The sequence below is a fragment of the Sedimenticola hydrogenitrophicus genome, assembly GCF_029017505.1.
Taxonomy (GTDB): domain Bacteria; phylum Pseudomonadota; class Gammaproteobacteria; order Chromatiales; family Chromatiaceae; genus Sedimenticola; species Sedimenticola hydrogenitrophicus_A.
On the sequence record NZ_JAQGEI010000012.1, the window covers coordinates 36814 to 52853 of the forward strand.

The window sequence follows — 16040 nt, forward strand, 5'->3', positions numbered from 1 at the left end:
CTCAGGGTTCCTTATACACGGGCAGTACGATGCTGAAGCAGGCGCCCGGATGGGCATTGTCGATGACGCGGATGGTGCCACCATGGGATTCCACGATGGATTGGCTCAGTGACAGTCCAAGCCCCATCCCGTCCGCGGTGGTGGTGAAAAACGGTTCAAACAGGTGGGATTTTCCCTGCGGATCTATGCCGGGCCCAAAATCGCGCACATCAATACGTACGGCTCCCTCGGCAACGGCATAATGGGTGCTGAGTTCTATCCTGCGCCGCTCCGCGGCCAGGCCATTCAGGGCATCGGCCGCGTTGCGTAACAGATTGATGATCACCTGTTGCAGCTGGATGGTTTCACTGCAGACGGGCGGGATCGCTTCCGCCAGCGTCAGGTTCACGCGGATGCCGCGCCTGTTGGCTTCCGCTGCGAACAGGTCGGTGGCTTCGCCCACCGCCTGATTGATATCGACGGCTTTACAGTGGGTCTGCTCTTTACGCAAAAAGCCACGCAGACGCTGAATAATGGCTCCGGCACGCTCCGCCTCTGATGCCATGCGCTGGATTACGTCGCGCAACTCATCCTGGGTGATGCGCCCCGATTCCAGGCGCCAGATACAACCCTGCGCATAACTGCTGATGGCGGAGAGGGGTTGATTCAGCTCATGGGCCAGTCCACTGGCCAGTTCCCCCGCGGTACTGACCCTGGCGACATGGGCCAGTTCATTCTGCTGGGTCAGCAGCTTCTGCTCCGTCTGCTGCCGCTCCTCCATCTCTTCCTGCAGGCGCAGGTTCGCCCGCGTCAGTTGCGAGGTGCGGGTTCTGACCAGCTGCTCCACCCGGTAGACATGCCAGATCCACCACAGCACACCCAGGAGGGCGACCAGAATCCATTGCCAGTAGCGGGACCACAGTATCAGCAGGGTGGGACGGCGCATCCACTCATAGGGACCGATCTGCAGCTCCCGGAACAGATCATGAACCGCCTGGTATTCCACCGGAATGGTCCACCCCGAATACTCCCCGGCCAGCGCGGCGCGATGGTTGTCCGGCATCGCCAGCAGGGTCATGGTGACCAGTTTGGCCAGATGATCCGAGGTACCGCCCAGTTTGGCCAGCGGCCAGTCGGGGTAGGCGGGGGTACTCACCCGACACTCCCCGGTATCGTTCGGACGCCCTCCCAGGACCTTCAGGTCAGCCATGTCGATCAGTCCGGCACGGTCCATCTGTTCCAGCAGGCAGCCGCGAATGATGCCGGCATCGACACTCCCGTCGAGGACGGATTTCACGATATTGTCCTGGGGAAAGCCGGCAAACACCAGTTCCGCCAGGTCGCTGTTCGGGTCGATGGCGTGCTGTTTCATCTCCCCCCAGGCCACCTGGAAGCCGCCGAAGGCGTTCTCACTGACAGCCATAACCGATCGGTTTTTCAGGTCGCCGATATTCTTGAGATCCGTTCTGTCCGCACGCGCGATGATGGCGGAGTGGATGCGCCGGCTGGGAGACTGGTGGTGGTAACGCTGCAGCGTGGCAATCCTGCTGACGCCATACCGGTACTCAAGCTCGACGTAATTGCCGGGATTGGTAATGATAAAACTGACTTGGCCCGCCTGAACGGCCTGTTCCATCTGTTCCAGATCGAGTGGCATCAGGTCGAAGGAGACCCCGGGGACCGCCAGGCTCAGGTATTCGACCGTCGGACCCCAGATCTTCTCGGTGCGCTGTTCGCCGCGAAACGCCAGTACACCGATGTTCAGGTGCTGCCCCGCCAGCTCGCGGGCTTCATGGACGGCGCCCCCTGTTCCCGGCCAGAGCATTGCCAGGCAGAGTAGCAGGTTGCGGAACTGGTCCGAGGGTTGTGACGGCTTCATCGTGGGCATGGCTCACCGGGGCGGTGCGTCCACCATAGGTGAACCGGGTCCATCGTCCAATTGGGGAAAACCGAAACGGGGCGGCCGGACGTGGTCATGTGCAGTTGGTGGTCGAGGGCCAAATCGGAGTAGCGCGCGGTGAAGTGCCAGCCGGTCTGTTCGGTATGCAGGATCGGCAACCACGCCTGCCGCTCCGCCATCTCCTGCAGTTTGGCGGCGATCTGGTTATTGAGTTCCCGACCCATGGATTCACTGCTGATGTTTCGACACGTCGGGTTACTCCTCCTTGAGGGTATTGCCGGCGTATTGCAGACGCAGGCTGATCCATTCCGCCAGCCGGACCTGGATCAGATAGTTGATGCTGCCCTCCGGAAACAGTCCGTCCTCGTCGGCTACCCCGGCCGGCAGGCCGGTCAGCAGTTCCATGGCCTGTTCCACGTGCTCCACCGCGTGGACATGGAACAATCCCGCCTCGGCGGCCTCGATAACCTCCTGTTTCAGCATCAGATCCTTGGTATTCGACGTTGGGATGATGACGCCATGCTGTCCGTTCAGTCCGCGTGCCTTGCAGATGTCGAAGAATCCCTCGATCTTCTGGCAGACGCCGCCGATCGCCTGCATCTGGCCGTGCTGATTGATCGAGCCGGTGATGGCGAGGGACTGCTTCAGCGGGATATCGCCAATCGCCGACAGCAGGGCGCAGAGTTCGGCGGCCGAGGCGCTGTCTCCCTCGATCTGGCCGTAGGTCTGCTCGAATACCAGGCTGGCGGTGACCGAGAGCAGCTGGTTCTTGGCATAGCGCTGGCCAAGATAGGAGGAGAGAATCAGCACCCCCTTGGAGTGGATCGGGCCGCCCTGTTTGGTCTCCCGTTCGATGTCGATGAACTCGCCGCTGCCCATGCGCGCGGTGGCGCTGATCCGGGTCGGCGCGCCGAAGGCGTAATCCCCCAGCTGCAGATAGGTCAGGCCGTTGACCTGGGCCAGTTGCACGCCGCTGGTTTCAATTCGCAGGGTGCCGTCCAGGATCAACTCATGCAGCTGCTGTTCATACTGGTTACCACGGAACGCCTGTGACTGGATCGCCATATCCACGTCGATGCGGTGGATGCGGGTGCCGCCGCGCTGCTCGGACCGGTAGTCGGCCTCCTGCAGCAGGTCCAGCAGACTGCTCATCTTCAGCGAGATCTTGTCGCCGTGATTGGCCAGGCGGACCAGCTGTTCAATCAACCGTGCCACCCCGTCACGGGTGATCACCCGGATCCCCTCGCGTTTCTGCAAGGAGGCGATCAGGCGGGCATAGAGTAGTTCATTGTCCTCTTCCCGCGACAACTGTTCGGCGAAATCGGCCGATACCTTGAACAGCAGGCTGAATTCCGGATCGTACTCTTTCAGCAGATAGAACAGCATGCGGCTGCCGATCAGCACCACCTTGAGATCCATGGGAACGGTCTCGGGCTCCAGCGAGATGGTGCTGATCAGGCTGAGTTGCCGCTCCAGCGATTCGATGCGGATCTCGCGCGAACGGATGGCCCGCTTCAGGCCGTCCCAGGCGAACGGGTTGGTCAGCACCTTCTCCGCATCGAGGATCAGGTAACCGCCGTTGGCGCGGTGCAGGGCGCCCTGTTTGATCAGGGTGAAATCGGTCTGCAGGGTGCCCATGCGGGCCAAGTGTTCGATCCGCCCCAGCAGGTTCTGGTAGGTGGGATTGTCCTCGAAGATGACCGGCGCACCCTGGGTTTCGGCGTTATCCACCAGCACATTGATCCGATAGCGGGTGAATTCCGGGTCCTGCGCTGTGAAGTTCTTTTCGCTGGACTCCCCGGCCTGGCGGAACATGTCGACGTTCTCGATAATGTCCTGCTTGGCCTGGGTGAGATAGGCGCTGATATTTTCGTTGGCCTGGTAGCGTACCACCAGTTCGTTGATGAATTCGGTGACCGTCAGCTCCATGGTCTCGCGGTTGAGGCGGCTGAAACGCTGTTGCATCTCGCGCTGCCACTCCGGCAGGTGGCTCATGGTCTCCTTCAGCTCCTGCTTCATATCCTCCATGGCATCGCTGAGACGTTTCTGCTCCGCTTCCGGCAGCTGATCGAACTCGGCCGGGGTGAGCATTTTTCCATTGATATGCGGTGCCAGGGTAAAGCCGGTAGAGCCCTGCATCAACTTGATATCCAGGCGCTCGGCCTTTTCGCTCAGCCGTTTCACCATGGCGCTTTCCCGCAGGCTGAAGTCGTCCTGGATCTCCTTGGCCCGGCGCTGGTACTCGTCGCCGCGGAAGGCTGCCGGAATCGCCTTGATCAGATCATCGATCAGCTGCTCCATGTCGCGCCGCAGGCTCCTGCCCATGCCGGCCGGTATGCCCAGGGCGGTGGGGTTGTGCGGGTTTTGGAAATTGGCCACATAGCACCAGTCCAGGGGCTTGGCTGCCTCCATCGACTGCTTGAGCAGCGTCTCATGCACCAGGGTGTGCCGGCCCAGTCCATAGGAGCCCATGACATACAGGTTGTAGCCGGCGTGGGGCATGCCGACGCCGAACCTGATCGCTTCCAGCACCCGCTCCTGGCCGATGGTTTCCGCCAGGTGTTCCAGCTCGGCGGTGGTTTCAAACGCAAGCAGTTCCGGATTGCAGGCGTGGTAAAGCTGTACCGGCTTCAACAACATGTCTGAATACTCCTTATTCTGTCCGATGGTGCCCTTAGGGCTCGCGCAAGAATAATTTCGCAGTACCGAGGGCGTAACTGGGCTCCGCTGGCAAGGCACGCTTTGCAGGCAATGGCTGTTCCCTTGGCAAAAAGCGTAACGCCGCCAGCGGGGTCCAGTTGCGACCGAATACCGAAACTTATTTTTGCGCGAGCCCTTGGATGAAGCATAATCCCTATCCGCATCCGGTGCCATGATGGAGGGCAATTACCGGCACAGCCGCCGTGCAAATTTGCAATTGCCCCTCCGATCCGGTTAGGGTCTGGTTGATACCAGGAGTCTGTCGGCCAAGTCCGCCAGACTCCTGGGTAAATTCACCAGCTATGCCCGTAACGCCATGAGAAAATTACTGGCCGCCATCTTTGCCGTCCTCGGAATGCTGTCGAACGCCGGGGTCACGGCCACGACCCCGCCCAATGTCCTGGTGGTGGGACAGATTGCCGAGCCGAAATCCCTCGATCCGCACGCGGTTACGGCGCTGAACGATTTCCGCATCATCATGAACCTGTATGAGGGACTGGTGCGCTACACGCCGGGGACCCTGGAGATCGAGCCGTTGCTGGCGGAAAGCTGGGTCATCTCGGATGACGGCCTGCGCTATCGTTTCCGGCTGCGCCCGGGCGTCCGCTTCCATGATGGCACCCCGTTCGACGCCGCGGCGGTGAAGTTCAATTTTCAGCGCATGCTGGAGGAGGCGCATCCCTATCACGATACCGGTCCCTTTCCGCTCGCCTTCTTCTTTTCGTCGATCGACCGGATCGATGTTGTCGACAGCCTTACCGTGGAGTTTGTCCTGACCGAGCCCTACGCGCCGTTTCTCTCCAATCTGGCCTATCCGACCGGGCTAATGGTTTCGCCGGCGGCGGTGAAACGGTACGGCAAGGCATTCGGCCGCCACCCGGCCGGCACCGGGGCGTTCCGCTTTGCAGAGTGGCAGCCCAATGCCAAGGTGGTGCTGGTGCGCAATCCCGATTACCGGGCCGAGTACCGGACAGACGCCGCGCCGCTGGAGGCGGTGATCTACCGCCCCATCGCCGATGCCAATACCCGCATGGCGGAGATGCTCTCGGGTGGGCTGGATGTGATGGTCGAGGTGCCGCCCGACAGTCTGCAGCGGTTTCGTCGGGATGCGCGTTTCACCGTCCATGAACAGGCGGGTCCCCACCTCTGGTTCCTGATCCTCAATACCCGACAGGGACCCTTTGCCGACAAGCGTATACGCCAGGCGGCCAACTACGCCGTCAACAAGCGGGCGCTGGTGGAGAATATCCTGCAGGGGAGTGCGGAGATCGCCGCCGGCCCGGTCCCGCCGGCCTTCGCCTGGGCCTACGAGAACTCGCTGGTTCCCTATCCCTACGATCCGCAGAAGGCCCAGGCGCTGCTTGACGAGGCCGGCTACCAGGGGCAGGAGTTGACCTTCTACGTGACCCAGGGCGGTTCCGGGATGCTGGATCCGGTGACCATGGGCACGGCGATCCAGGCCGACCTGCGGGCGGTGGGGATGCCGGTCAGGATCGAGAGCTACGAGTGGAACAGCTACCTGGGCCGGGTCAATGCGGGCCTGGAAGGCAAGGCCGACCTGGCGGAGATGGCCTGGATGACCAATGATCCCGATACCCTGCCTTACCTGACCCTGCGCGGCGCGGCATTCCCGGAGCAGGGCGGTTTCAACTCCGGCTATTATGCCAATCCGGAAGTGGATCGATTACTGGCCCGGGCACGCCGCAGCACCGACCGGGCGGAACGCGCGCGCCTCTACAAGCAGATGCAGGTGATTGTCCAGGAGGATGCCCCGTGGCTGTTCGTCGCCCATTGGAAACAGAACGCCGTCACCAGCGTCCGGGTAAAAAACTTCCAGCTGCAGCCGTCGTTTTTCCTCCTGTTGCAGCGGGCGGCGAAGCCCTGACGGATTTGACGGATCACGCGCTTGCCTGCCTATATCGCTAAACGTCTGTTGGCCCTGATCCCGGTCCTGTTCGGGTTGTCGGTGATCGTCTTCCTGATGATGGCGCTGATCCCGGGCGATCCCGCCAGCGCCATTCTCGGCAGCTATGCCACGCCGGAGAACGTGGCACGGCTGAATCGCGACCTCGGACTGGACCGCAGCCTGCCGGAGCAGTATCTGATCTGGCTGGGCAACCTGTTCGAGGGCGATCTGGGCCGTTCCTACAGCCTCAACCGGCCGGTCCTGGATGAGGTGCTGGAGCGCTTCTCCGCCACCCTGATCCTGGCCGGCAGCGCATTGCTGTTGTGTTCGCTGCTTGGGCTGTTGGCGGGGGTGGTGTCCGCGGTACGCCAGTACGGCTGGGCGGACAAGCTGATCACCCTGCTGGTGCTGGTCGGTATCTCCACCCCCTCGTTCTGGCTCGGCCTGCTGCTGATCCTGCTGTTCGCGGTCAACAGCCAATGGTTTCCTGCCAGCGGCATGTATGCCATCTACGGCGGAGGCGATCTGGCCGACCTGTTGCACCACCTGTTCCTGCCCATGCTGACCCTGTCGGTGGTGGCCACCGGGGTGATCGCCCGGCTGACCCGCACCGCCATGCTGGAGGTGCTGCGCCAGGACTATATCCGTACCGCCCGGGCCAAGGGGCTGTCGGAACGCCGGGTGATCTATCATCACGCCTTCCGGGTGGCGCTGGTCAGCGTGATCCCGGTGATCGGTATCCAGGCCGGCTTTGTCATGGGCGGCGCGGTCTATATCGAGACGGTGTTTCAGTGGCCGGGGATCGGTTCCATGCTGGTGCAGGCGATCTCCAGCCGGGACCTGCTGCTGGTGCAGGGCGGTGTACTGCTGGTGACGGTCGCCTATGTGCTGATCAATCTGCTGGCCGATCTGGCGCAGAGCCTGATCGACCCGAGATTGCGCCGATGAGCCGGACGGCCACGGCAAACGGCCTCGCGCACGGCCGCCCGGGGCTGTGGCGACTGCTGCTGAACAACCGGCTGGCCACCCTCGGGCTGGTCCTGCTGCTGCTGATCCTGCTGCTGGCACTGGCCGCGCCCGGGCTGCCCCTGGCCGATCCCGATCTCACCGCGCCCGTCGATCGCCTGCTGCCGCCCCTCAGCCCGGGTCATCCGCTCGGTACCGATGCCCTGGGGCGTGACCTGCTGGCGCGCCTGGTCTGGGGTACCCGGGTCAGCCTCGCCGTGGGTATCTCGGCGACCCTGATCGCTGCCCTGGTGGGTTCATTGGTCGGCCTGGTGGCAGGGTACGCAGGGGGGCGCGTGGACATGCTGCTGATGCGCGCTATCGACACGGTGATGGCCTTCCCCTATATACTGCTGGCCCTGGTGATCGTGGCCGTGTTGGGGCCCGGCCTGCTCAACGCCCTGTATGCCATCGCTATTGTCAATATCCCGTTTTTCGCGCGCAATATCCGCGGCATCACCCTTGGCTTGTCGCGGCGTGAATTCGTCGATGCGGCACGCCTCTCCGGCCAGTCCGGCCGGCAGATCCTGTTCGGCGAGATCCTGCCCAATGTGCTCCCGGTGATCATCATCACCATCTCCACCACCGTCGGCTGGATGATCCTGGAGACCGCCGGGCTCTCCTTTCTCGGTCTCGGCGCCCAGCCGCCCCAGGCGGATCTGGGCTCGATGCTGGGGGAGGGGCGCAAGCTGCTGTTCACCACGCCCCATGTCTCGATCATCCCCGGGGTGATGATCTTCGTCCTGGTGATGAGCGTCAATCTGCTGGGTGACGGGGTGCGGGACCTGCTCGATCCGCGGCTGAAATCGGGGGCGCTGACCCGGCCGGTGGCCAGGACCGCCATCACCCACCAAGTGCCGGCGGTCACGGCGTCCGCCGCCGCACCGCGGCTGGATGTCCGCGGCCTGAAGACGGAATTTCATATGGGCCGGCAGATCCATCGGGCGGTCGGGGGTGTCGATCTGCGGCTGGACGAGGGGGAGTGCCTCGGCCTGGTCGGCGAGTCCGGTTCGGGCAAGTCGGTCACGGCCCTGTCGATCATGGGACTGGTGCCGACCCCGCCGGGGCGTATCGTGGCGGGGAGTGCGCGGCTGCAGGGGGAGGAGCTGTTTCTGGCCAGTGATGCGCGTATCCGCCAGCTCCGCGGGGCCGCCGTCTCCCATGTGTTCCAGGACCCGCTCGCCACCCTGCACCCCCTCTACCGGGTGGGCGAGCAGCTGGTGGAGGCGATCCGGGCGCATCAACCGCTCTCCCGGCGGCAGGCCGAAGAGCGGGCCGAGCGGCTGCTCAAACAGGTGCGCATCGCCAATCCTCGGCGGCGCATGCATGCCTTTCCTCATCAGCTCTCCGGCGGCATGCGCCAGCGTATCTGCATTGCCATGGCCCTGGCCAACGAGGTCAAGGTGATGATCGCCGATGAACCGACCACGGCGCTGGATGTCACGGTGCAGGCGCAGATCCTTGCCTTGTTGCGGCAGTTGCGCCAGGCACGCGACGCGGCGATCCTGTTCATCAGTCACGACTTCAGTGTGGTCTCGGCCCTGTGCGAACGGGTCGCCGTGATGTATGCCGGCAAGATCGTGGAGAGCGGCCGCACCGACGCGATCCTCTCGGCCCCGGCACACCCCTACAGTCAACTGCTGCTGCAATGTGTGCCGGTGCTGGGGGACCCCGGACGGCGCCTGGCGGCGATCCCGGGGCAGCCGCCCCGGCTGCATGCCCTGCCCACCGGCTGTGCCTTTGCACCCCGCTGTCCCCGCGCCGAGGCGGATTGCCGGCACCTCTCGATTGCCCTCCGGCCTTTGGCCGGTGGCCGTTGGGTGCGCTGTCTGCACCCCTTGCTGGAGGAGCACGGAAGTGCCTGAGCAACCGCTGCTTACCCTGCGGGAGGTGACCCGTCTGTTCGGCGGCGGACGCACCCTGTTGGGCGGCCGGCGTCCGCAGGTGCATGCCCTGCAGGCGGTGTCGCTGGAGCTGGCGGCGGGTGAAACCCTCGGCATCGTCGGCGAGTCCGGTTGCGGCAAGTCCACCCTGGCGCGCCTGATCGTGGGGCTCGACCGACCGACCCGTGGCCATATCCGGCTGCAGGGGGATGGTCGGCCCACCGCGCGCCGGGTGCAGTATGTGTTTCAGGATCCGGTGGCCGCGCTCAACCCGCGCAAGACCATCCGCCGTATCCTCGAGGCACCGCTGATCCATCTCCTGGGCATGGAACGGGGGGCGCGGCAGCGACGGGTCGCCGAGCTGATGGCGGCGGTCTCCCTGGATGCGCAGTTTCTCGATCGTTATCCGCATGAGTTTTCCGGCGGTCAGGCACAACGCATCGGCATCGCCCGGGCCCTGGCCGCGGAACCCGAACTGATGGTCCTGGACGAGCCGGTATCGGCTCTGGATGTGTCGATGCAGGCGCAAGTGCTGAATATGCTCGATGAACTGAAACAGCACTTCGGCCTGACCTACCTGTTCATCAGCCACGACCTATCGGTGGTGGAGAGCGTGAGTCAGCGGGTGGCGGTGATGTATTTCGGCCGGATCGTGGAGAGTGGTCCGACCCGGGAACTGTTCAGCCATCCCCGCCACCCCTATACCCGGCTGTTGCTCGACTCGGCCCCGGTCCCGGGAAAACCGCCGCTGGGGCTCGACGAATCCGATGCGGAACTCCCGGATCCCTATAATCCCCCTCCCGGCTGCGCCTTCTATCCCCGTTGTCCCAGAGGCGGGGTGCGCTGCCGGCAGGAACGGCCGCTCCTGGAGTCGAAATCCGCTGCCGACTCGCACACCGCCGCCTGCCATTTTCCGCTGGAGACCAGCTTCGGTAATCCATAGGCCGGCTCGGGCGCCGCTCCGGCAAATGTCCGCGCCGGGCGCGATCGCTGTCTCTCCCTTGGACATCTTCTATGCTTAATGGGTATACGCAACCCCGCCCGCGTTACCGGGTGTCGAGCCGCTGGCGGAATCTCAGGAGAGCTGAAGAACATTGGACGGGATCTTTATCAGCTATCGCCGCGAAGACTCGGCCGGTTATGCCGGCCGGTTGTACGACAGGCTGGCGGCGCATTTCGGCAGCGCGCGGGTGTTCATGGATGTGGAGGGAATCGCCCCCGGTACCGATTTCGTCGAGGCCATCGAGCGTGCCGTCTCCTCTTGCAAGGTGCTGATTGTCCTGATCGGCCGCGAATGGATGGATATCGCCGATGCCGATGGTCGTCGCCGGCTGGATGATCCGAACGACTTCATCCGCCTGGAAACCGGCATGGCCCTGAGGCGCGATATCCGCGTCGTCCCGGTACTGCTGGAAGGGGCGCGGATGCCGCGTGAGGAGGAGCTGCCCGAGGAGCTGTCCGCCCTGAGTCGCCGCCAGGCCATCGAGATCAGTCACAAACAGTGGGAGGCGAGCACCGGCAACCTGATCGAGGCGCTGGACAAGATCTACTTTCCGGACCAGGCGAAGGTGGCACCGGACTCCATCCCTGGCGCAGGCGGTGAGTCAATCCACTGGCGTACCAGCCGACGGGGCCTGTGGCTGGCGGTTGGCCTGGCCGGCCTGGTCGGCTTGGCGCTGCTGGGGGGGTGGCTGTTGACGCGTTCGGCGCCGCCGCAACCCGTCCTCACCCGCGCGGCGCCGGAACCGGCCCCCACGGTTGCCCGGGCGGCGGGCCGCCTGGAGGCCCGGCCCGGACATATCGACTACGGCCGCGTCACCCTCGGTAGCGCCGGCGTGGCGAGCGTCACGCTGCGCAACAGCGGCGATACCGCTCTGCCCATGCCCGCGCTGGAGATCGAAGGCGACCTGGCCGGCGTTATCACCCTCGATCACCGGTGTCCCGGTACCCTGGCGGCGGCCGACGGCTGCCGCATCGAGCTGCGTTTCGAGCCCCGTCGGGCGGGCCCGGTAAATGGCCGTTTGCGGATTGACCGGGGTGATGAAGCGCCCATTCTCATTGCAATGAGCGCTGTCGGCGAGGCGGAATCCGCCACAGAGACCGAGACGCCCGGCATCGCCCCCGAGATGCCGCTAACCGGGCCGGCGCCTGAACCGGCAACTGAACCGGCAACTGAACCAGCAACTGAACCAGCAACTGAACCAGCAACTGAAACGGTGCCGGAGCCTGTGCGGTCCGTAACCCCGCCGGTGGAGCAGCCGCCGGCGGTGGCCACGGCAGAGCCGCGGATCCTGAGCTTTACCGGCAAGGTGAGCGGGAGCCGCGCGGAACTCTGCTACGACGTCAGGGACGCCGAGCAACTCCGGATCCTGCCGCAACCGGGCCGCTTGACTAATCCACGCAAAGACTGCGTGACCGTCCGGGTGGCCGAGCGCACCACCTTCCAGATCATCGCCCGTGGCGGGGATCGCAACGTCACCGACCGCCTGGTGTTGACCCCGCAACCGCCCGCTGCACACCCGGTTACGCCTTCCCCGGATACCGTGGTTGACAATCGACTGCCCCAGGTACGTGACCAGTGGACCTATCGGGTGAGTGGCCGATGGGCCTCCACGTCACGGCGTACCATCGAGGTGTCGACGCTTTCGGTGGCTGAGAACTCCGTAGAGGAGCTGTTGTCGCTGATCGATGCCGATTCACGCCGGGCGCTCGGCCAGCGCCACGTGCGTGGCCCGGTAGCCTATGTGACACAGTCGCGGCCGCTCGGTACCGAATTCAGCCCCTACCTCGCGGCCTTCGGGGGACTGGAATCCGAATCGGACTGGCGCGGGATACCGACACCGGACAGCAACAGCTTCTGGACGGATTGGTATAGCAAGGGCATGGTCAAGGGACGTGAATCGGTGACCGTTCCAGCGGGCACTTTCCGTGCCGTAAAGGTGGAGATCTGGAGCACCCGGAGGGCCTCTGGGAGTAGCACGGAAAGGGACCAGGAACCGGTACGGATGCATTACAACATCTGGTACGCCGCGGAGGTCAAGCGTTATGTGAAGATGGTGCGCACCATCACCGCAGCCTCGGGACAAGCGATCGATACCGATACATTCGAACTGCTCAGCTACCGTCAGCAATGACCGGTTGCGTCATGCCGCGGCCAAGTTGCAAGGCGCCTGCCACCATGTCCGGCAAATAACCAAAACCACTTGTTTTGCAAGCTTATTTTTCGTTAAAGAAAAAACATTTATGTGTCGATAGTCTGAGTTGATAGATGTCGGATGCCTCGCCGGATCAGGCCAGCACGAGTCCTAAGCAGGATGTGGCGGGAATGGGTCCGCCGCCTGGGAACGGCACTATTTTTTCAGATTATGGTTATGTGATTCATGGCGCAGCAGGTTTCAGGGATCACCGTTTGAGCATAAGGAAACATGACCATTAATGGGGTTTACGCGGTTACCTCCCCATGATCATCCACACCGCGTAGCAGGAGTGTTCCTTATGTTCTTGAACCGTCTCACCATCAAGCTTCGTCTCATTCTACTGGTCGGATTTGCCGTGATCGGCATGCTTCTGCTCACGGCAATGGGCCTCAATGGCATGCATCACGCCGACCAGGCGCTGGGTGAGGTCTACAAAGACCGGCTGATTCCCAGTATTCAAATCGGTCATATCCTCAGCCTGATGCGTGATAACCGCACTCAGCTGCTGCTGGGTCTGCAGCATGATCCATCCAGCCATACCGCCGCCATGCATGATCATCCCATCACCCTGCACAGCGACCAGGTGCGCGCCAATATGGATCGTATCGATGGGTTATGGAAGGCGTACATGGAGAGCTACATCACCGAGGAGGAGGGGCGTTTGGTCGAGGAGTTCAGCCGCACCCGGGATGCCTTCGTGAAGGAGGGCCTGCGACCGACCGCCGCGGCGCTGGATGCGGGCGAGTATGATAAAGCGGAAATGCTGATGCTGTCGAAGGTGAATAGCACCTTCGAACCGGCCAACGCCGCCGCCGAGCGACTGTTCGAAATCCAGACCGAGATTGCCCGGTCACTCTATGAAGAGGCCCAGGAAGAGTATGTCCTGGTGCGCAACCTGGCCCTGCTGCTGCTCGTCTCCGTCTTGGCGCTATTGGGTGGAATCTCCTGGTACACGATTCGCGGCATCAATTCCGCGGTCCGGACCATCGGTGACGCCGCCACGCGGCTGGCGCAGGGCGATCTCTCGATCCGTGCCGATTACCGGGGCAAGGACGAGTTGGGACAAGTCGCGGCCGCATTCAACGCCATGGGCCAGAAGTTCCAGACGCTGATCTACGAGGTGTCGAGCGCCACCAGCCAGTTGGCCTCGGCCGCCGAGGAGATGGCGACGGTGACCGAACAGACCACGGTCGGTATCCGGGCACAGCAAGCGGAGACCGATCAGGTGGCCACGGCGATGAACGAGATGAATGCGACGGTGCACGACGTGGCCCAGAATGCCGGGCTGGCGGCCCAGGCGGCCGTCGAGGCCGACGACGCCGCGACCAACGGCAAGCAGGTTGTGCTCCACACCTCCCAGGTCATCGAGCAGCTGGCTGCCAAGGTGGAGCATGTTGCCGGAACCGTGCATGAGCTGGAGGCGGAGAGCGACAACATAGGCGCGGTGCTCGATGTCATCCGTGGCGTGGCGGAGCAGACCAATCTGCTGGCCCTGAATGCCGCCATCGAGGCGGCCCGGGCCGGTGATCAGGGGCGCGGTTTTGCCGTGGTGGCCGATGAAGTGCGGACCCTGGCGCAACGCACGCAACAGTCCACGCAGGAGATCCACACCATGATCGAACGCCTGCAAACCGGCGCCACTCAGGCGGCGAAGGGGATGGAGGAGGGACGCAGTCAGGCCCAGGAGGGGGTGAAGCAGTCCGCCGAGACCGGCGTGGCACTCGACAGGATTACCGCGGCGGTGGCCAAGATAAAGGATATGAATACACATATCGCCACCGCGGCCGAACAGCAGAGCGCGGTCGCCGAAGATATCAACCGCAATATCAGCAATATCAACGATGTCGCCTGCCAGACCTCGGAAGGGGCGGGACAGACCGCGACCGCCAGCAGGGAGCTGGCCCGCCTGGGTGAGCATCTGCGCGGACTGATCGATCAATTCAAGGTCTGAAACGAACCGCCCACCGTGCGCCAGGGATGGCGCGGCGGTTGTTCAGTTGAGCCAGTCGCTGAATGCACAACCCCGGTCATACACCGTAGCCCACCGCCTCAATCAATCCCTCATCCCCTGCCATAGCATGGTGTAACCCAGTTCATAAGTATCGGAACAGAATTCGGTAAGGTGGCTGAACTTCTCCTTGAACACCCGATCGGCATGGGATTTCTCGTGCTGTTCGAAGGATTTCCAATAGGTGATGATGACCAGGTGAGGTTCCGTCTCCCGGCCCGAGTCGAATGACCCCTCATCGGAAACAAAGCCGCTGTACTCGAAGACCTGGCCACCGATAAATCCGCCTGATTCGTTTCCATAAGTATTTTTTACTACGTTGCACATCTCGCCCAGCGCCAGTTCGACATCGTCCGGGCGAACGCCTTTCTGCAGTTTGATAACGTTGAAAAGCATGACGGCCCCATAGGGAATAGTGATTGGATCAAACATGGTTGACCCTCCTGTGGGTAATGGCACTAACTTTGCTCGCGCGACAGGCGCGACCCGATCGGTCAATGGTGCGGTACACGATGATCGATAGAGAAATTATAGCCCGTAGGATATGGGTGGAGGAGGCATGGCGTAATCCATCATTTATCCGCTTAACGATCTCAAGTTTCGGAGTTCACGATGAACGGATTTCCGGGCAATGGTTAAACCTGGTTTAGGGTTTTTATGGCCGGGCGACGGCCATGGGAATTTATAGTCAGGCGGCCACCCTTGTGCAGGATGCGCGACCCGGACCGGGTCCGTTGTGGGTGTCTCCCACATTGTCCCGCGACCGTCACCGGATGGATTGACGGCTACCCGGGTAGCGCTGTTTCTTGTGGTTTTATATCTATTCCCAAGATTTTAATCACTCCAGAAGGTTTGTTTAAAGTATTGTGTGCGCCAGTCGCTAATATAACTGTAATAAGAATCGCAGGAAGCTTGCGGCATGGCCGCGCTCCACTGCAGCTTGAGGGATTCTCGAAGCGGAGGTGGCTTATGAAAAGGAAGATGCTGGTGGCGATGTTGGCCGTCACGCTTTTCGGCAGGACAGGTGGTATCGTCGCCGCGACGGCAACCACCACATTTCAGGTGGACGCTACCGTGATCGGCTCCTGTAATGTGTCGGCCACCAACCTGGCATTCGGCAATTACGATACGCTGTCGGCGACACCGACGGACGCCGCTTCCAGCGTCACGGTTCAGTGTTCTCTCTCCACATCATTCGATATCGGCCTCGACGCGGGCGTCGGATCGGGCGCCACGGTCGCCACCCGCAAGATGACCCTGGGTGCCGATACCCTGAACTACTCACTCTTCCAGGAGGCGGCCCGCACAACGGTGTGGGGAAACACCGTGAGCACCGATACGGTAGCGGATGTGGGTACCGGGGCGGGGGTTGCCTATCCGGTCTACGGACGGATTCCCGCCGGCCAGATCGTCAATACCGGTAGCTACACGGATACCGTCACCGTGACAGTGAACTTCTAAG

11 protein-coding genes are annotated in these 16040 nt (G+C 62.7%); 7 read left to right on the forward strand and 4 right to left on the reverse strand.

From position 1 onward, the window contains the following. Position 1: 1 nt before the first annotated feature. The 3 genes from O9K64_RS09335 to O9K64_RS09345 are packed head-to-tail and all read right to left on the reverse strand — an operon-like array spanning position 2 to position 4519. The gene (locus tag O9K64_RS09335) at positions 2-1867 is read right to left on the reverse strand and encodes a sensor histidine kinase (RefSeq protein ID WP_275097790.1); all 1866 of its coding nucleotides are present in this window, start codon (positions 1865-1867) and stop codon (positions 2-4) included. Further along, positions 1855-2103, reverse strand: coding sequence for a hypothetical protein (locus O9K64_RS09340; RefSeq protein WP_275097791.1), 249 nt, complete (start codon positions 2101-2103; stop codon positions 1855-1857). Before O9K64_RS09340 ends, O9K64_RS09335 begins: the two co-directional genes overlap by 13 nt. A 31-nt stretch (positions 2104-2134) precedes the next feature. Continuing rightward, the gene (locus O9K64_RS09345; RefSeq protein WP_275097792.1) at positions 2135-4519 is read right to left on the reverse strand and encodes a Lon protease family protein; all 2385 of its coding nucleotides are present in this window, start codon (positions 4517-4519) and stop codon (positions 2135-2137) included. Positions 4520-4895: 376 nt separating this feature from the next. Here O9K64_RS09345 and O9K64_RS09350 point away from each other — a divergent pair, with 376 nt between their 5' ends. From O9K64_RS09350 to O9K64_RS09375, 6 genes are all read left to right on the forward strand, one after another. Then, positions 4896-6464 (forward strand): ABC transporter substrate-binding protein, encoded by a 1569-nt coding sequence (locus O9K64_RS09350; RefSeq protein ID WP_275097793.1) that lies wholly within the window; start codon positions 4896-4898, stop codon positions 6462-6464. A gap of 21 nt (positions 6465-6485) precedes the next feature. Further along, on the forward strand, positions 6486-7433 hold the full coding sequence (locus O9K64_RS09355) for an ABC transporter permease (protein WP_275097794.1): 948 nt from the start codon (positions 6486-6488) through the stop codon (positions 7431-7433). After that, positions 7430-9355, forward strand: a complete 1926-nt coding sequence (locus O9K64_RS09360) for a dipeptide/oligopeptide/nickel ABC transporter permease/ATP-binding protein (RefSeq protein ID WP_275097795.1) — start codon at positions 7430-7432, stop codon at positions 9353-9355. The genes O9K64_RS09355 and O9K64_RS09360 overlap by 4 nt, the downstream gene beginning before the upstream one ends. After that, the gene (locus tag O9K64_RS09365) at positions 9348-10316 is read left to right on the forward strand and encodes an ABC transporter ATP-binding protein (protein ID WP_275097796.1); all 969 of its coding nucleotides are present in this window, start codon (positions 9348-9350) and stop codon (positions 10314-10316) included. Before O9K64_RS09360 ends, O9K64_RS09365 begins: the two co-directional genes overlap by 8 nt. 151 nt (positions 10317-10467) lie before the next feature. Continuing rightward, positions 10468-12507, forward strand: coding sequence for a TIR domain-containing protein (locus O9K64_RS09370; RefSeq protein ID WP_275097797.1), 2040 nt, complete (start codon positions 10468-10470; stop codon positions 12505-12507). Between the two features lie 361 nt (positions 12508-12868). Continuing rightward, entirely contained in the window at positions 12869-14521 is a 1653-nt protein-coding gene (locus tag O9K64_RS09375; RefSeq protein WP_275097798.1) for a HAMP domain-containing methyl-accepting chemotaxis protein, read from the forward strand. A 102-nt stretch (positions 14522-14623) separates the two neighbouring features. Here the strand turns inward: O9K64_RS09375 and O9K64_RS09380 are convergent, their stop codons facing one another. Continuing rightward, positions 14624-15010 carry a hypothetical protein gene (locus tag O9K64_RS09380; protein ID WP_275097799.1) on the reverse strand — a complete coding sequence of 129 codons (387 nt, stop codon included), beginning with the start codon at positions 15008-15010 and terminating at the stop codon, positions 14624-14626. Positions 15011-15547: 537 nt separating this feature from the next. Here O9K64_RS09380 and O9K64_RS09385 point away from each other — a divergent pair. Next, complete coding sequence (locus O9K64_RS09385) at positions 15548-16039, forward strand: spore coat U domain-containing protein (RefSeq protein WP_275097800.1); 492 nt, start codon at positions 15548-15550, stop codon at positions 16037-16039. The last annotated feature ends 1 nt before the right edge of the window (position 16040 follow it).